Origin of the sequence: Paraburkholderia sp. UCT31, assembly GCF_014397655.1 — a bacterium.
GTDB classification, from domain to species: domain Bacteria; phylum Pseudomonadota; class Gammaproteobacteria; order Burkholderiales; family Burkholderiaceae; genus Paraburkholderia; species Paraburkholderia tuberum.
In genome coordinates this window covers 19,888-36,917 of record NZ_VZQP01000066.1, presented here as the reverse complement: position 1 = coordinate 36,917, position 17,030 = coordinate 19,888, and the positions used below count along the sequence as shown (strand labels likewise).

Below are 17,030 nucleotides of genomic sequence, written 5' to 3'. Positions count from 1 at the left end.
CGCCCCCACCGCGCATCTGCACGCAAAAAATAGCCCGCGCCGATGCCGCCGAACGCGGCAGAATCGAGTACAGTCCTGTGCGATACTTTGCAGGATCAGTCAACCAGCCACAAAAATGAGCAGCCTAACTGAAAAGGTGGTGGCCACCCTTTCCGATGAGATTCGCCGCGGCGCGCTGAGGCCAGGCGACCGCATCCCCACCGAAGTCGCGATGATGAAGCAGTTGTCCGTGAGCCGCTCCGTGGTCCGCGAGGCGATTTCGCGTCTGCAGGCAGAGAGGATCGTCGAGACGCGCCATGGCATTGGCACGTTCGTGCTCGCGCCCGCCGCCGAAAAGCCGATGCAGCTTCCCGCCGCCGATCTCACCAGCATGCTCGACGTGATGGCGATCATCGAGTTCCGGATCGACGTCGAAGCGGCCGCGGCCGCGCTCGCGGCATCGCGGCGCACCGAGCAGAACCTGAAGCAGATCCGCACTGCGCTCGATCGATTCGAGTCGGAGCTCGAGCGCGGCAGCACCGACACGCTCGCACACGACATCGAGTTCCATTTGCAGATCGCGCGCGCGAGCGGTAACCGCTACTTCTTCGACGTGCTGAGCCAGCTCGGCCGCTCGGTCAGCCCGCGCACCCGGCTCGGTTCGGCCGAGATCGCGGAGCTAGACCATATCGAGGTGTTGCGCAGCGTGCTCGGCGAGCATCTGATGATCTATCGCGCGATCGAGCGTCAGGATGCCGACGACGCGCGCGCCGCGATGCGCATGCATCTGAGCAACAGCCGCGAGCGACTGCGCCGCGCGCATGACCTGACGAAGGCTGGCGTGTGATCACATGCGGGGCTGAGCGGCCGCCCCGCAACACGACGCGCCGCCGGCAATGCCCTCACTGCCCCACGTCGAGATCCATTAACGCCGAGCTCAGCGATTTGCCATGCGCGTCGAGCGCGAGCGAACGCGTAACGCCGCCGCCGAGCGCGTCGCCGAGCACGAAGTTGAATGCGGCAAGGCCCGGCAACTCATGGCGCACCACCTCGCCGCGCACCACATCGCGCAGATGCGTCTTGACGCGCTCGGGCGTCAGCACATCGCGCAACCGCTCGTAATGCAGCGCGTCGTAGCAGATCACCGAGATATTGAGCGTATTGCCCTTGTCGCCGGTGCGCGAGTGGGCCAGTTCTCGTAGTTTCATCTCAAGCCTCCATCAGCGAGAAAGCCGGCGTCGCATACTCGCGCGGCAGCAGCACCGACTGCACCGCGACCACCTCGCGCGCCGCCTTCGTCACGCCGCCGCCGCCCGCCGGTCCGTTCGTGTACAGCGTCTCGACCTCGTTGCCGATGCGCAGCGCCTGCGCGAGCGACGCCGTGCGTCCCGCCACCCGGGCGCGCACTTCGTACGGCTCGCCATGACCGGCCGCCACCGCGTCACCATGCAGTGCGTTCACGCCGATCAGATCGAAGCGCAACTCGCGCGTCTGCACGCCGGTCAGCGCGAGACGCTCGCGCACGATATCGAGCGCGAGCCGCGCCCGCGCGAGCGCGCCGGGTCCGCCGTACGAAATCTGCCCCTCGCCGATATAGCCGTCGAAATACGCAACCGACACTTTCAACGTCGCGGTGCGCTCCGTGCCGCCACCGCCGGTGACGCGCACACGGTCCACGGCTTCCTGCTCGACGCGCACCTGCGAGAAATCGGCGACCGCGTCGGGCTGCAGATAACGACGCGCAATGTGAGCCGCGCATCGCCTGCGAACCGACCTACATGATGAGCGCGGTCGCGATGGCGCGCGCCGGGCTCGGCATCACGATCCTGCCGGCGTCGGCGCGCGAGGTGCGCGCGGAGCCCGAGCTAGTCGCGCGACCGATCGACGAAGCCGCGTTCACGCGGCGCATCGCGCTGATCAAAAAGCGCGGCCGAACCTTGCCGCCGGTGACCGAGACCTTCGTCGCGATGCTGATCGAACGGCTCGGCGCGTCATAGGGCCGCACAGCGTCGTTTTGCGCGTCGCGCGCAGCCCTAATTTTCACGATATGAAACGATGCCGCGCGTCGTAAAAAATCATGTTGCGGGGCACAAAGCGGCCATTTCACGATGCCCGGCGGCGTTGCACATCGCAAAACGGATCTCACAAGCCTTTGTTTTTACACGAATATTTTTAATATAAAGACCGATTCGGCGCCCAATTGCCCGCCGATTCGCTGACGTAGACTCTTTCACAAGAGCACGCGCTTCACGCAGTCGGATTCGAGGGGCCTCACGACACGGCCACCCAAATCCCGCAGATTGCGAAGAAGCCGTCACGAATCGCGGCTTTTTTTATTGGCAACTGGGAGACTAAAAATGAAAGGCTTTCGCTTTGGTTCGACGCAGGGAGCGTTCTACATTCTGCCGGGTCAGGACGGCTGGGAAGCCACCTACGGCAACGAAACGCTCGGAGAATTCTCGAGCCCGCAACAGGCCGCCGACGACCTCGCGCGCGGTCTGAGCTGCGAGCATCTGTCGGAGCTCGACACGTCGACGCTCGAAATTCCGGAGAAGCTCGCCGATTGGGAAATCGTTCACGTATAAGGACGGGCATGACCGACGGCGACGTAGCAGTGACGTAGAAACGACAATGGCGCCCGAAGGCGCCATTGTCGTATTTGCGGTCCTGCTTGCGGCTTTGTCCGCGGTGTGCTGCGTGCTTACCGCGCGGCTTTCGGGGCCAGCGCAGGTGCGGCCGCGGCGCTTACCGCATCAGTCGCCCGCGCGAGCTCAAGCCACCGAATCGACGATTGCGTTCAGCGTCGCGCTCGGGCGCATCGCCTTGCTAGTCAGCTCGACGTTCGGACGGTAGTAGCCGCCGATATCCACCGGCTTGCCCTGCGCCGCGCCGAGTTCCGCGACGATCTTCGCCTCGTTGTCGGCCATCGCCTTCGCGACGCCCGCGAACTGCGCCTGCAGCGCGGCATCGTCGGTTTGCGCGGCCAGTGCTTCGGCCCAGTACATCGCGAGGTAGAAGTGGCTGCCGCGATTGTCGATACCGCCGACCTTGCGCGCCGGCGACTTGTCGTTGTCGAGGAACTTGCCGGTCGCCTGATCGAGCGTCTTCGCAAGAATCTGCGCCTTCGGGTTGTGATACGCGGTGCCCAGATGCTCGAGCGATGCCGCCAGCGCGAGGAATTCACCGAGCGAATCCCAGCGCAGGAAGCCTTCCTCGACCAGCTGCTGCACGTGCTTCGGCGCCGAACCGCCCGCGCCGGTTTCGAACATGCCCCCACCAGCCATCAGCGGAACGATCGACAGCATCTTCGCGCTGGTGCCCAGTTCCATGATCGGGAACAGGTCGGTCAGGTAGTCGCGCAGCACGTTGCCGGTGACCGAGATCGTGTCCTTGCCGGCGCGGATGCGCTCGACCGAGAACTTCGTCGCTTCGACCGGCGTCATCACGCGGATGTCGAGACCGTTCGTGTCGTGATCCTTCAGGTACTGCTCGACCTTCCTGATGATCTGCGCATCGTGCGCGCGCGCCGCGTCGAGCCAGAACACGGCCGGCGTGTTGGAAGCGCGGGCGCGGTTCACCGCGAGTTTGACCCAGTCGCGGACCGGCGCGTCCTTGGTCTGGCACATACGGAAGATGTCGCCCTGTTCCACCGGCTGCTCGAGCAGCACCGCGCCGGCTTCGTCGGTGACGCGGACCACGCCGTTCGCCGGGATCTGGAACGTCTTGTCGTGTGAACCGTATTCTTCGGCGGCTTGTGCCATCAGCCCGACGTTCGGCACCGTGCCCATCGTGACCGGGTCGAACGCACCGTGCTTCTTGCAGTCTTCGATCGCCGCCTGGTACACACCGGCGTAGCAACGGTCCGGGATCACCGCCTTCGCGTCGTGCAGCGCGCCATCGGCGCCCCACATCTTGCCCGACTCGCGGATCATCGCCGGCATCGATGCGTCGACGATCACGTCGCTCGGCACGTGCAGGCTCGTGATGCCCTTGTCCGAGTTGACCATCGCGAGCGGCGGACGCTGTTCGTACTGCGCCTCGATGTCGGCTTCGATCGCCGCGGCCGTTTCAGCCGGCAGATCCTTCAGACGCGCGTACAGGTCGCCGATACCGTTGTTCGGGTTGAAGCCGACCTTGGCCAGTGCTTCCGCATGCTTCGCGAGCACGTCCTTGTAGAACACCGACACCACGTGACCGAAGATGATCGGGTCCGAGACCTTCATCATCGTGGCCTTCAGGTGCACCGAGAACAGCACGCCGTTCGCCTTCGCCTCGGCGATCTGCGCTTCGATGAAGCTGCGCAGCGCGTTCTTGCTCAGCACCGACGCGTCGATGATTTCGCCTGCCTGCACCGGCGTCTTCGCCTTCAGGACCGTGATCGCGCCGTCGGCGGCGGCCAGTTCGATCTTCACGCTACCGGCCTGCGCGACCAGCGCCGACTTCTCGCTGCCGTAGAAATCGCCATCGCTCATGTGCGAGACGTGCGACTTCGAGTCCGCGCTCCATGCGCCCATCTTGTGCGGATGCTTGCGCGCGTAGTTCTTCACCGACAACGGCGCGCGGCGGTCCGAATTGCCTTCGCGCAGCACCGGGTTCACCGCGCTGCCCTTGATCTTGTCGTAGCGGGCCTTGACGTCCTTCTCGGCCTCGGTCGTCGCGACGTCCGGGTACGACGGCAGCTTATAGCCCTGGTCGCGCAGCTCGGCGATCGCTGCCTTCAACTGCGGCACCGACGCGCTGATGTTCGGCAGCTTGATGATGTTCGCTTCCGGGCGCATGGTGAGTCCACCGAGCTCCGCCAGATCGTCGGAAGCCTTCTGCTCCGCGCTCAGGTAGTCCGGAAATGCGGCAATGATCCGGCCGGCGAGCGAGATGTCACGCGTTTCGACGAGCACGTCGGACGAGCGCGTGAACGCCTTGACGATCGGCAGCAGCGAGTACGTCGCCAGTGCGGGCGCTTCGTCGGTCAGGGTGTAGATGATCTTCGGCGGTGTGGACATGATTAATGCTTTGCTAGGAAGTGATAGACAGAGCGTTGGCAGTCGAAGCCAGCGCAAATCGTGGCGCGACGGCGACGGCGTCAGTTCGGCACGACGCAACCCCGCGACCTTCGTTTTGCGATACGACCGAGAGTATATGCGCGTTTTCCACTAAATGTGACCAGACAAACAGGTCGCGAGACCCTACCCAAAGGGGTCGATCCATGACTGGCAAAGGTTTGCGGCCGATCACCCCGGTCTTAAGACAGATATCTTATAGATGACTTGCGGTATATTATTTTTGGATGAATGCGAATTGATCGCATTGACGAGCCGCAAATGCCGCCACCGAGCCGTGACTGGCTGCCCTCCACTTGCCGACGATTGGGCGCCTCGAAGATGCGCTTGCGCCGCCGGCTCCTCACGCCCGCGCTTAGCGCGTCACGACGTCCTGCGCCGGCGTCGTCGGCGGCCGGCGAGCGCGCCTGCTCGGGCCTGATGCTCGGCCCGAAACGACCGGACGCCGTGATCTGCTACAACGATCTGATCGCGCTCGGCTTCATCAAGGAAGCGCGCGAGCTGGGCTTCTCGTTGCCGCGCGACGTTTCCATCGCTGGATTCGACAACGTGACGTATGGCGAGTACGCGTCGCCGGCGCTGACCTCGGTAGACTTTCAGAGCGAGAAGATGGGTGAGCTCGCGATGATGAAGCTGATCGACGAACTGCACGGTAAGGGCGAAGAAAGCGCGGGTTATTCGATGCTTGATCCGCATCTGGTGGTGCGGGAGTCGACGGTTAGGCGGGAGTTGGGAGAGGCAGCGGACGACGCCGCGGGTAGTGATGGGCGGTTGCCGAAGAGTGTGACTCGGATGCCGGCGGCGGAGTGATGGGGTCGCTCTCCGCGGGCTGGTTTAGTTCGTATCGTCTTTCCCGTCATTCCAGAATCGTTTGAAGTCGGGCGAGCGCGTCCTCGACTACCTCGGCCGGAGCGCGCTCGACTTTGCGTGCGCCGCGGGCCTCGAGGTCCAGAGTGCGCACCATATTCACCAGAGCCACCCCCTGAGTCTCTGTTCCCGAACCCGAGAGCGGTACCGCGAACCCAGCGTATCGAGCGAACTCCCCCCCCTGCTTGATCGGCGCAACGAGCGCGACCCCAAGAGCATTGAATGCGGCAGGCGACAAAACCAGCGCGGGACGGAAATCGCCTTGCTGCCCCTTGCCAAGCGTCGGATTCAGGCTCACGCGCACGATATCGCCGCGCTCAAACTTGATGCGCCTTACCATGCTTCGCGCCCCGCCGGCCTGACTTCTCTCCAGACGTCGAGATCGGCTGGCGGTGGCGCCTTCGGATCGCACTGCGCGACGAGTTCATCCAGTGAATACTTGCGACGCGCAGGCGTAAGCAACACCCCCTCGGGGCGCACGTCCGCGTTCAGCGAACTGCCCACCGACGCATGAATTTGCTCCAACAACACGGCCGGCAACCGTACTGCAGCGCTGTTGCCCCACTTCTGAATCTTGAGTTCCATATCCCAGCTCCAAATGTATATCCATTGTAGATACTCACAGCGAAAACAGCAAGTCGCCCGTATCTACATTGACTCTACATCCGGATCTTGAAATCGCCTATTAGTCGGCGAAGAAAAGAACCCAAACCTAAACGAGGCAACCAGCCCGCCGCCGCAACGACGCACCGGTCGCCCAAAACGACAACCCTGCTTATTGCCCGCGTCCCAGGAACTCCCCCACCATCCGGTTGAACTTGTCCGCATGCTCCCACTGCGCCCAATGCCCGCAGCGGCCGAACACATGCAGATCGGCGTTCGGCATCCCGGCAACGAGCCGCAGGCCGATGTCCATCGGCACGAAACGATCGTCGCGACCCCAGATCACGAGCGTCGGCGCGGTTACTTCGCCAAGGCGCGGCCCGTAGTCGTTGAACTGCTTCGGATTCGCGGCGAGGCTCGCGACGAAGTTCTCGAGGTGATCGCGGCGCGCCAGCATGTTCGCGAGGCGCGCTTGCATCAGGTCTTCGGTCAACGCCTTCGTGTCGAACACGAAGACGCTCATCATGCGCTGCAGGTTCTCGATGGTCGGGTTGCGGTACAGGCCTTGCAGAAGCTTGATGCCTTCGGTCGGCATCGGCACGAACTGGCTCGGGCCGCCGGTGCCGCCGCCCATCAGCACGAGCTTGCCGACGCGTTGCGGCTCGGCGAGCGCGAACGCGACCGCGCTATGCCCACCCATCGAGTTGCCGATGATATGCGCGCGTTCGATATCGAGCGCATCGAGCAGCGCCTTCAGGCAGCGCGCGTTCAGTTCCGAGCGCGAGCCCTTGCAGACGATCGGGTCGCTCCTGCCCCAACCGAGGCAGTCCATCAGGATCACGCGATAGCCCGCCGCGACGAGCGGCTCGACGTTCCGATTGAAGTTGGCCCAGCCGGTCGCGCCCGGTCCCGAGCCGTGCAGCATCACGACCGTTTTCGCACCCTGCCCCACGTCGTTGTAGTGAAGCTGCATCTCGCGGCCGTCTTCGGTGATGCGGACGAATCGGCTGGTCGCTTCCTCGGTGATCGCCGCTGCTTGCGTGTTGGTGTTGCTCATGTCGAATTCCTTTGTTTCACGGATTAAGTGACCGCGAGTCGCCGTTGACGGCGGACCCGCGCGGTATTTCGGGCTGCAAAGCTATTGCGCGGCCACCGGGGTATATCGAAGTGTCGAGCGATTCACGACGAGCCACGCGCCAATCGCGGCGACCGCAATCAGCGGAATGCTCGCGCCGAGCAGCACGCTCGCACCCTGACCGATCGCGAGCAGTTGCCCCGCGATCAACGGTCCGAGGATCGAGCCGAGACGGCCCACCGCCACGGCCGCGCCGACGCCGGTGCCACGCACTTCGGTCGGGTACAGGCTGCTTGCCAGCGCATACAACACCGACTGCCCGCCGACCAGGAACAGCCCCGCGAGCAGACCGCCCCACGCCATCGACGTGCCGCCATTCGCGCTCAGCAACGCGCCAAGCGCAACGACGATGCCGATATACATGCCCGCGACCGTGCGGCGCCGCCCCATCCGGTCCATCATGCCGGCGATCACGATCGCGCCGATGCCGCCGCCGATGTTGAACATCATCTGTACGACACCGGACTGCACGCGCGTCAGACCGCGCGTCAAGACGAGCGACGGCAGCCAGTTGATCAGGAAATACAGCACGATCAGCGTGCCGAGATAGCTGATCCACAACGCGATCGTCGTGCCCGCGCGCCCTTCCTGCCACAGCGCGTGCATCACGCTAGCCGACGCATCGCGTCGCGCGCCTTTGGTTGCACGCGCCGCGACGAACTGCGCCGACTCGCGCAGGAACAGCGCAAGCAGCGGCAGCACCAGCAACGGCCCGAAGCCGCCGACGTAGAAGATATGTCGCCAGCCCGCGTCGCCCGGGCTGATGATGCCGACCACCGCCGCGAGCGCCGCGCCGAACGGCATGCCGCAATACATGGCGCCGACCGCGGTGTTGCGCTGTTGGGGCGGCGCCGCTTCCGAGCACAGCGCGATCAGATTCGGCATCGCTGCGCCAAGACCGAGGCCGGTCAGAAAGCGCGCGGCGAGCAGGCTGTTCAGGTCCCACACCTGCGCGGTCGCGAGCGAGAAGATGCCGAATAGCGCGACCGACCACATCAGCACGCGCTTGCGCCCGAGCCGGTCGGCGAGACGTCCGCCGATCGCGGCTCCTGGCAGCAGCCCGAACGCGCCGATGCTGAACGCCCAGCCCATCTGCGCGACCGCGAGATGAAATTCGCGCGCCATGCGCGGTGCCGCGAGGCCGGTCGATTGCAGGTCCACGCCTTCGAGCAGCGCGACGATCAGGCAGAGCCCGATCGTCAGCGCGCCGCCGGCAAGAGGTTTCGTCGACTGTGTTGTTTGCGTTGCTTGCGTTGACTGCCGCATAAAAGTCTCCAATGTTGAGTCAGCGTCGCTCTTGCGGCGACCTTGCTGGATGAAATGAACGCTGCGCGCGCGGCATGCGGCGCCGTCGCGCAGCGTCCGGGTCATGAAGCCACTGCGTCGGTTGCGTGCGCGCGCTTCAGATCCAGTGCGACGTCGACGATCATGTCTTCCTGGCCGCCGACCATGCGGCGTTTGCCCAGCTCGACGAGAATGTCCATGGTCTTCAGGCCGTATTTCTTCGCGGCCACTTCCGAGTGGCGCAGGAAGCTCGAATACACCCCCGCATAGCCGAGCGCGAGCGTTTCGCGATCGACGCGCACCGGACGGTCCTGCAGCGGACGCACGATGTCGTCGGCGGCGTCCATCAGCGTGTAGAGGTCGGTGCCGTGATTCCAGCCCATGCGCTCGGCCGCCGCGATGAACACTTCGAGCGGCGCATTGCCCGCGCCGGCGCCCATGCCCGCGAGCGATGCATCGATACGGTCGCAGCCTTCTTCGACCGCGACCATCGAGTTGGCCACGCCCAGCGACAGGTTGTGGTGCGCGTGCATGCCCGTCTGCGTTTCGGGGTTCAGCACGGCCTTCACCGCGCGGAAGCGGTCGCGCACGTCGCTCATCGTCAGCGCGCCGCCCGAGTCGACCACATAGATGCAGGTCGCGCCGTAGCTCTCCATCTTCTTCGCTTCGATGGCGAGGTTCTCCGGCGTAGTCATGTGGCTCATCATCAGGAAGCCGACGGTGTCCATGCCGAGTTCGCGCGCGTATTCGATGTGTTGCTTCGAGATGTCCGCTTCCGTGCAATGCGTGGCGACGCGCACCACGCGAGCGCCCGCGTTGTAGGCGGCCTTCAGGTCGTGGATCGTGCCGATGCCAGGCAGCAGCAGGGTCGCGATCTGAGCGTGCTCGACCACGTCAGCCACCGCTTCAATCCATTCGAGGTCGCTGTGCGCGCCGAAGCCGTAGTTGAAGCTCGAACCCTGCAGGCCATCGCCGTGGGCAACTTCGATGCTGTCCACCTTTGCGCGGTCCAATGCGCGTGCGATGTCCTGCACGTTCTGGATCGAGTACTGGTGACGAATGGCGTGGCTGCCGTCGCGCAGCGTCACGTCGGAGATATACAGTTTCTTGTCCATGCGGGAAGTCTCCTTAAGCCTCTGATGCCTGCACGAGCGCCTGCGCCATGCGCTCCGCGGTCGCGAGCGCGGCCGAAGTCATGATGTCGAGATTGCCCGCATACGCAGGCAGATAGTGCGCGGCGCCTTCCACCTCGATGAAGACCGAGGTCTTCAGACCGCTGAACTTGCCGAGGCCCGGAATGTTCAGCGGCGCGCTCGCGCTGATTTCGTCGAACTGCACCTTCTGCTTCAGGCGATAGCCCGGCACGTACGCCTGCACTGCGGCGGCCATCTGCTCGATCGACTGCTCGACCGTGTCGAGGTCGGCCAGCTCCGACAGCGTATAGACCGTGTCGCGCATCATCACCGGCGGCTCGGCCGGGTTGAGCACGATGATCGCCTTGCCCTTCGCGGCGCCGCCGACCACTTCGATCGCCTTCGACGTGGTCTCGGTGAATTCATCGATGTTCGCGCGCGTGCCTGGGCCCGCTGACTTGCTGCTGATCGACGCGACGATCTCCGCATAATGCACCTTCGCGACGCGCGACACGGCCGCGACCATCGGAATGGTCGCCTGTCCGCCGCACGTGACCATGTTCACGTTCGGCGCGTCGAGATGCGTGTCGAGATTCACCACCGGCACGCAGTACGGGCCGATCGCCGCCGGCGTCAGATCGATCACGCGAATCGAGGGCTTCAGCTTTCGCAACAGCGCATCGTTCTTGACGTGTGCGCCGGCCGAGGTCGCGTCGAACACGAAGTCGATGTCGTGGAACACGGGTAGACGAGTCAGACCTTCGACACCATCATGCGTGGTCGCGACGCCAAGCCGCGCGGCGCGCGCGAGGCCGTCGGAGTGCGGATCGATGCCGACCATCGCCGCGACTTCGAGATGCTTGCCGTGACGCAGGATCTTGATCATCAGATCGGTGCCGATGTTGCCGGAGCCGACGATCGCGGCCTTCAGTTTTTCGCTTGCCATATGAGTTCCCAATCGTGTGCTTGCGAGTGCATGCTTTATGCGGAAAAAGTCGCGCGGACGTTGCCGAGACCTTCGATCTGCGCGCAGTAGGTGCCCGGCTCCTTGACGGCGACCATCGGGCCCAAAGCACCCGTCATCAGCACGTCGCCGGCACGCAGCGGCGTGCCGAGCCGGACCATGCGATCCGCGAGCCAGGCGGCGGCATTCAGCGGATTGCCGAGACACGCGGCGCCATTGCCGCGCGACAGGACTTCCGCATCCTTCGATAGCGTCATTGCGCAGGCCGCGAGATCGATATCGCGCAGCAGGACCGGGCGGCTGCCGAGCACGAAGCGCGCGCTCGACGCGTTGTCCGCGACCGTATCGACGAAACGGATGTTCCAGCCTTCGATGCGGCTGTCCACCACTTCGATCGCCGCGACCGCATACGCGATTGCGCGCATCAGATCGGCGTACGTGTGGCGCTCGTGCAGCAGATCGTGTTCGAGTACGAGCGCGATCTCCGCCTCGACCTTCGGCTGAATCAACTGCACGAGAGGAATCGACTGGCCGTCGCCATACGCCATCGATGCGAACAGCGCGCCGAAGTCAGGCTGGTCGACACCGAGTTGACGCTGCACCGCCGGCGACGTGAGTCCGATCTTGCGGCCGACGACGCGCTCGCCCGCCGCGATGCGCGCGGCCACGTTGGCCTGCTGCACCGCGTACGCGAGTTCCTCGGCGTCGGCCGGGTTCGACAGGTCGACGAAACGCGGGTCGTCGCGCAACGGCGCGATGGTCGCGCGCGTACGTTCCGATTCGCGCAGGCGCAGGGCGAGCGCGACTATATTGCTTTGAGTAGTCATAGCGGGTTCCTGATTCGGTTAGACGTGGGCCGTCACGGGTCGCGCGTGCATCGCGCCAAAGCCCGCGATCCATTCGGGGATCGGACGGTAGTAATCGAGCGACGCGCGATACGGGCCGCTCGCGTTCAGTGCGCCGAACGCGGCGATCCACGTGCGGATTTCGTGCGCGGACTTGCCGGCCTCGCGCGTGATCCCGCGGTTGGTCAAACCGTCGAGCGCGGTGAGTTCGCCGTCTTCGAGCAGCTTCAGGAACGCGCGATCCCATTCCGGATTGAGCGGATGCAGACGGCTGTCGCCCGCGGCGAACGCGCGCGCCGCCGCGATCGTGCGCGCCTCACGCGCCGCACGCGATTCGGCCGACGGATTGCGGCCCGCGATCAGACGCTCGGCGACTTCCTCGCTCGCGCCCGCGAGTTCCGGCACCGGCGGCTCGTGCGAGATGCCGCCCGAGCCGATCACGAGCACGCGTTGCTTCGAGCGTGCGAGCGCTCGACCCAACGCATCGCCGAGCAGACGCGCTCGGCGGCATGAAGCCATCGGCGCGGCCACCGAATTGATGAATACCGGCACGACCGGATATCGATCGAGGCCGCCCGTCAGAATCTCCAGCGCTTGCGCGCAACCGTGATCGACCTGCATGCGGTGCGAGACGGCGACGTCGACGTCGCTCGCGAGCACCGCTTCGGCAAGGTCGAGCGCGGTATCGGCGGGCACCTCCAGCGGACCGGCGAGGCTCTTGAAGTCGCCGATCGCGCTCGCCGATGCGCCGATGCAAAACGGCGGCATCACGTCATAGAAGAAACCGTTGTAATGATCGGGCGCGAACACGACGACCAGTTCGGGATCGAACTCGACGACGCGCGCACGCGCTGCCGCATGCACGCGCTCGACTTCCGCGACGACTTCGGGCGCGGGATCGTAATAGCCGTGCAACGGCGTGTGCGATAGGCATTCGAGCAGCATCGGCATATCAGGCTCCGGCGGTTGCAGCGGTGGCGAAAGTGGCGACGGCATCGGGCGCGAACGCTGCTTCGTTGCGAGAACCGGCCACGTCGACCCGCCCCGCCGCGTCGAGATGCAGCTGCTGCGCGAGTTCGACGACGAGTTGCGACACCTGCTGCGGCGAGCCCATGCCCGCGACGAAACGATCGGGACGCAACAGCACGACCGATTCCGGCACTCGCGTGAACCAGTCCTTCAGCCGCGTGTTCACATCGCCGATCGCGATGACGTCTTCTGGCACGTCGTCATGGAAAGACAGCTGCGTGTCCGGCTTCGCGACCACGAAGCAGCCGCCGAGCCGCTGCCAGATCGCACGCGCCTGCTCCGACAAACCGAAGGTCGGTTCCGCGCCCCAGCCGACGATCGCGAAGCGGTTGCCGAGCACATCGTCGAGTCGCACGACCTCGCCGCTCACCGTGCGCACGCGCGGTTGAATGAACATGCGGCCGACCGGCGAACGACAATGCGGGTCGCGTCCATACACGAGACGGCCGAGCCGCGACTCGCGCTTCTCGCTCATCAGACCGAGCAGGCGGCCCGGCGCCGAATGCCCCGCGCGTTCGAGCGCGCGCGCGAGCCAGCCACGCTTGCGCGGCGTGCGCGCCAGCAATACGACGCCGCTTTCATAGCGTGGCATCGGCTTGAAACGCATTTCGACGAAGTAGCGCTTGACCGCCGGGAACCAGTTGAACGTACGCACGAACGCGTCGCGAAACTTGATGCCGAAGCGGCTCGTCGGCGCGAAGATGTCGCCCGCGACCTCAGAGAGGTGGATCATCGAGCGCGCATGCGAACGGCGCTCGGCGGTGTAGCTATCGAGCAGCGCATCGCCGGCGACGCCCTTGACCACCATCGCGAGTTTCCAGCCGAGGTTGCTCGCGTCGCGAATACCGCTGTTGTAGCCCTGGCCCTGCCACACCGGCATGATGTGCGCGGCGTCGCCGGCGAGCAGCACGCGCTTCACGCGGAAGCTGCTCGCGAGGCGCGCGTTGTGCGTATAGACGCGCTTGCGGATGTAGTCGACCTTCTCCGGCTCGGCGACGACCTTGCGGATCAGCGCGGCCATGTTCTCCGGCTTCGACAGCTCTTCCTCGGTCTCGCCGGGCATCACCATGAATTCGAAGCGGCGAATCCCGTGCGGCAGCGCGGCCGACACATACGGGCGCCGCGGATCGCAATGCATGTACACGTGCGGCGAGCCGATCGGGTCATTGCGCACGTCGACGACGATCCACTGATTCGGTTTCGTGCGGCCCTCGAACGGCACGTCGAGGGTGCGGCGCACGAAGCTGTTGCCGCCGTCCGCACCGACCATGTACGACGCTCGGATCGTGCGGCGGCCGCTCTGCGCGTGTTCCGCTTCGATCGTGACGCCGCTGCCGTCCTGCGTGAACGAGTCGACCGTGTGGCCGAACAGCACCTCGACGTGCGGGAAGCGTTGCAGGCCGTCGTACAACACGCGATCGGCCAGCGGCTGAATGAACGCGTTGCGGCGCGACCAGCCGAATTCGTCGGTGCGCGGCTCGATCGACGCGAAGCAGTGACCGTTGCTCGTGACGAAGCGCATCCAGTGATCGGGGGTCGTGTGCGGCAGCAATGCATCGGCGAGGCCGACGGACTGAAACACGCGCAGCGCTTCGTCATCGAGGCCGATCGCGCGCGGATAGTCGATGATCCCGTCGAGCTTTTCGATCAGCACGACGCGCACGCCCTGCAGGCCGAGATAGTTGGCGATCATCAAACCGACCGGGCCGGCGCCGATGATCGCGACGTCGGTAGTGACGGGTCCACTGTGGCCTTGCGCGGCCACCGGGTCGAGCGGTTGGGGCATGTTGTCTCCGTATGTCGACCAGAGTGACCGGGTCGAGATATTCACGGAGCGCGGCGGCGGGAACCGGCTGTCGCCATGGCGAAAAATCGCCTGCGGGCAACAGCTTGCGTCTCCATGAAATCGTTGATTTGTTGGCAGTCTAGGACCGGCCACCTGCCCGCTCAACAAAATCTGGAAATTGTGCATAGAATGCACACAGGTGATTTTATTGAGGTTTCAAGTGACCAAATACACGAATGTGCGAGGTCTGTCGCGCGGCTTGCAGGTGCTGCAGGCGCTCAACTCGATGGACAGCGGCCGCGCGACGAGCCAGCAGATCAGCGAGCTGACCGGCCTGCATCGCACCACCGCGCGGCGGCTGCTCGAAACGTTGATGGAGGAAGGCTTCGTGCGGCGCAGCGCGTCGGACGACAGCTTCCGGCTCACGCTGAAGGTGCGCGCGCTGAGCGAAGGCTTCACCGACGACGAACGTATCGCGACGATCGCGCCGCCGGTGATGGGGCGTCTGCTGCAACGCGTCGCGTGGCCGTCCGATCTGACCACGCCCGACGGCGACGCGATGATCGTCCGTGAGACCACGCACCGCTTCAGTCCGCTATCGTTTCATCGCGCGATGGTCGGCCGCCGTTTACCGATCCTACTGACCGCGGCGGGTCGCGCGTACTTCGCGATGTGCCCCGACGAGGAGCGCGAGGACATTCTCGATCTGCTGCGCGCGGGCGCCGGCGGCGAGGAGCAGAAGGCGCTCGCGTCGAACGACGCGTTGATTCGCAGCCTCGTGCGACGCGTGCGCGCGGATGGGTTCGGCTCGAATCACGGCGACTGGGCGGATCAGGGGAAGATTGGCGCGGTTGCCGTCGCGATCGTGTTCGAGGAACGCGTGCTCGCGAGCTTGAACGTAGTGTTTCTGTCGCGCGCGGTGTCGCTCGCGGAAGCGAAGCGGCGCTATGTGCCCGAGTTGCAGACGGCCGCGCGGGAGATGGTCGAGGAACTCGCGGCGCAGACCCGCGCGAGGAGCGGAGCGGGCAAGACGCGTGCGGGACGCGAGCGCAAGTCGTGAGGTGGCTTTCGCAGCGATTCGCACGGAGCCGTTGTCCCAGTCGATATCCTCGCCGATGATCCGCATCGACGACAGCAGCGCATTGTCCTGAACCAGGAGCGACCCCCGCGGTCAGCCCGCTTTCAAGGCTTCACGTCATCGACGAACTGATCGGTAAACGTGCGCGACAGATCGATATGCCGCCCCTTCACCGCCGGATTGAAACTCGACAGTACCTTCAGCACCGTCTGCGGACCGTCGGCTGGCATCTTGCCGTCGACGGTGTACATCGGCAGCGAGGCCTGCAATGCGCTGATATACAGCGCTCTGTCGTTGCCGATGTCTTCTTTTGGCATCTGCGCGGCGATTTGTTCCGCGCTGTGGGTGCGCATATAGCGCAGCGTCTTGACGAATGCGCGCGCGAGTTTCGCGGCTTCGTCGGCATGCGCGTCGAGCCACGTGCTTTGCACGTAGAGGCTCGACGCCGGATACATGCCGCCGAGCGCGGCGCGCGTGCCATCGACATTGCGCATGTCGACGAGTACTTTGGCGTCGCCCGCTTTCAATAGTTGAGTGACGGTCGGCTCGGTCGACATACCCGCGTGAATGCGTCCTTGCCGCATCGCCGCGATGAAACTGCTGTCCGCGCCGACCGGCAGCAGCGTGTATTGCGTGGACCGCACGCCCGCGCGCTGTGCGAGGTACTGCGTGAGAAAACTCGTCGAGGAACCGAGCCCCGTCACGCCGAGTGTTTTTCCGCGCACGTCGGCCATGCTCCGGATCGAATCGGCCGATTTCGCCGCGACCAGTTGCACTTCGCCGGGCACCTGGCTGAACACGACGATCGTCTTCACTTCCTTGCCGCGTGTCTGCAGATCGATCGTGTGATCGTAGAAGCCGACCACGCCCTGCACCGCGCCCGCGAGCATTTCGTTTTCGCCGTCTATTCCAGTCGGCTGCGACAGCAGTTCGACGTCGAGCCCTTCGGCCTTGAAATAGCCGAGCTGTTCGGCAAGACGCGCCGGCAGATAGATGAGCTTGTTGGTACCGCCCACCATGATCGCGAGTTTCTCCGGCGCGGCGGCTTGCGCAGACGTCGCGAGTCTCGCGAGCGCGCACAGCGCGAGCGACGCCGCGACGGCGGCATAGGCCGCGCGCGAGAAACGCGTCAAGGAAAGCTTCATTGGGGGTGTCTCCGTTATCTTGTGTCTGGGCGCCGCGCGGGCCGCCTGCCCGTGATTTCGAAAGTGCGAACCCTTCCCGATGCTTTTCACGGTTGGGCATGTTGCGCGAACCTCGGGTTTATCCC

The 17,030-nt window shown here is 64.9% G+C and carries 16 protein-coding genes and 2 pseudogenes; 5 read left to right on the top strand and 13 right to left on the bottom strand.

Annotated features, from left to right (window positions below; translation table 11 throughout):
* The first annotated feature begins 115 nt into the window (after positions 1-115).
* Positions 116-826, top strand: a complete 711-nt coding sequence (locus F6X40_RS35785; RefSeq protein ID WP_184024710.1) for a FadR/GntR family transcriptional regulator — start codon at positions 116-118, stop codon at positions 824-826.
* Between the two features lie 55 nt (positions 827-881).
* Here the strand turns inward: F6X40_RS35785 and F6X40_RS35780 are convergent, their stop codons facing one another.
* The gene (locus tag F6X40_RS35780; RefSeq protein ID WP_184061648.1) at positions 882-1,187 is read right to left on the bottom strand and encodes a hypothetical protein; all 306 of its coding nucleotides are present in this window, start codon (positions 1,185-1,187) and stop codon (positions 882-884) included.
* 1 nt (position 1,188) lies between these two features.
* Positions 1,189-1,728 (bottom strand): annotated as a pseudogene (locus F6X40_RS35775) (acyclic terpene utilization AtuA family protein); the annotation flags it as partial.
* Here F6X40_RS35775 and F6X40_RS35770 point away from each other — a divergent pair.
* Positions 1,719-1,976: pseudogene (locus F6X40_RS35770) on the top strand (LysR substrate-binding domain-containing protein); the annotation flags it as partial. The pseudogenes F6X40_RS35775 and F6X40_RS35770 overlap by 10 nt on opposite strands.
* 360 nt (positions 1,977-2,336) lie before the next feature.
* On the top strand, positions 2,337-2,564 hold the full coding sequence (locus F6X40_RS35765; protein ID WP_013092475.1) for a hypothetical protein: 228 nt from the start codon (positions 2,337-2,339) through the stop codon (positions 2,562-2,564).
* Between the two features lie 186 nt (positions 2,565-2,750).
* Here F6X40_RS35765 and F6X40_RS35760 read toward each other — a convergent pair whose 3' ends face one another.
* Positions 2,751-4,979, bottom strand: a complete 2,229-nt coding sequence (locus F6X40_RS35760) for an NADP-dependent isocitrate dehydrogenase (RefSeq protein WP_187631112.1) — start codon at positions 4,977-4,979, stop codon at positions 2,751-2,753.
* Between the two features lie 288 nt (positions 4,980-5,267).
* On the opposite strand from F6X40_RS35760, the gene F6X40_RS35755 reads away from it, so the two are divergent.
* Positions 5,268-5,846, top strand: a complete 579-nt coding sequence (locus F6X40_RS35755; RefSeq protein ID WP_316251874.1) for a substrate-binding domain-containing protein — start codon at positions 5,268-5,270, stop codon at positions 5,844-5,846.
* A gap of 46 nt (positions 5,847-5,892) precedes the next feature.
* On the opposite strand, the gene F6X40_RS35750 is transcribed toward F6X40_RS35755, so the two are convergent.
* From F6X40_RS35750 to F6X40_RS35710, 9 genes are all read right to left on the bottom strand, one after another.
* Entirely contained in the window at positions 5,893-6,243 is a 351-nt protein-coding gene (locus F6X40_RS35750) for a type II toxin-antitoxin system ChpB family toxin (RefSeq protein ID WP_187631111.1), read from the bottom strand.
* Positions 6,237-6,488, bottom strand: a complete 252-nt coding sequence (locus F6X40_RS35745) for an AbrB/MazE/SpoVT family DNA-binding domain-containing protein (protein WP_187631110.1) — start codon at positions 6,486-6,488, stop codon at positions 6,237-6,239. Before F6X40_RS35745 ends, F6X40_RS35750 begins: the two co-directional genes overlap by 7 nt.
* 190 nt (positions 6,489-6,678) lie before the next feature.
* On the bottom strand, positions 6,679-7,563 hold the full coding sequence (locus F6X40_RS35740) for an alpha/beta fold hydrolase (RefSeq protein ID WP_187631109.1): 885 nt from the start codon (positions 7,561-7,563) through the stop codon (positions 6,679-6,681).
* 81 nt (positions 7,564-7,644) lie between these two features.
* Positions 7,645-8,907 (bottom strand): 3-(3-hydroxy-phenyl)propionate transporter MhpT, encoded by a 1,263-nt coding sequence (mhpT, locus tag F6X40_RS35735; RefSeq protein WP_187631108.1) that lies wholly within the window; start codon positions 8,905-8,907, stop codon positions 7,645-7,647.
* A 101-nt stretch (positions 8,908-9,008) separates the two neighbouring features.
* Positions 9,009-10,040, bottom strand: a complete 1,032-nt coding sequence (gene dmpG / locus F6X40_RS35730) for a 4-hydroxy-2-oxovalerate aldolase (RefSeq protein ID WP_187631107.1) — start codon at positions 10,038-10,040, stop codon at positions 9,009-9,011.
* A gap of 13 nt (positions 10,041-10,053) precedes the next feature.
* Positions 10,054-11,004 carry an acetaldehyde dehydrogenase (acetylating) gene (locus tag F6X40_RS35725; RefSeq protein WP_187631106.1) on the bottom strand — a complete coding sequence of 317 codons (951 nt, stop codon included), beginning with the start codon at positions 11,002-11,004 and terminating at the stop codon, positions 10,054-10,056.
* 35 nt (positions 11,005-11,039) lie between these two features.
* Positions 11,040-11,849 carry a 2-keto-4-pentenoate hydratase gene (locus tag F6X40_RS35720; RefSeq protein ID WP_187631105.1) on the bottom strand — a complete coding sequence of 270 codons (810 nt, stop codon included), beginning with the start codon at positions 11,847-11,849 and terminating at the stop codon, positions 11,040-11,042.
* 18 nt (positions 11,850-11,867) lie between these two features.
* Entirely contained in the window at positions 11,868-12,818 is a 951-nt protein-coding gene (locus tag F6X40_RS35715) for a 3-carboxyethylcatechol 2,3-dioxygenase (protein WP_187631104.1), read from the bottom strand.
* A gap of 1 nt (position 12,819) precedes the next feature.
* Positions 12,820-14,682 (bottom strand): bifunctional 3-(3-hydroxy-phenyl)propionate/3-hydroxycinnamic acid hydroxylase, encoded by a 1,863-nt coding sequence (locus F6X40_RS35710; RefSeq protein ID WP_187631103.1) that lies wholly within the window; start codon positions 14,680-14,682, stop codon positions 12,820-12,822.
* Positions 14,683-14,902: 220 nt separating this feature from the next.
* Between F6X40_RS35710 and F6X40_RS35705 the strand changes: the two genes are divergently transcribed.
* Entirely contained in the window at positions 14,903-15,742 is an 840-nt protein-coding gene (locus F6X40_RS35705) for a DNA-binding transcriptional regulator (protein ID WP_184024662.1), read from the top strand.
* Positions 15,743-15,864: 122 nt separating this feature from the next.
* On the opposite strand, the gene F6X40_RS35700 is transcribed toward F6X40_RS35705, so the two are convergent.
* Complete coding sequence (locus F6X40_RS35700) at positions 15,865-16,905, bottom strand: ABC transporter substrate-binding protein (RefSeq protein ID WP_187631102.1); 1,041 nt, start codon at positions 16,903-16,905, stop codon at positions 15,865-15,867.
* Positions 16,906-17,030: the final 125 nt, after the last annotated feature.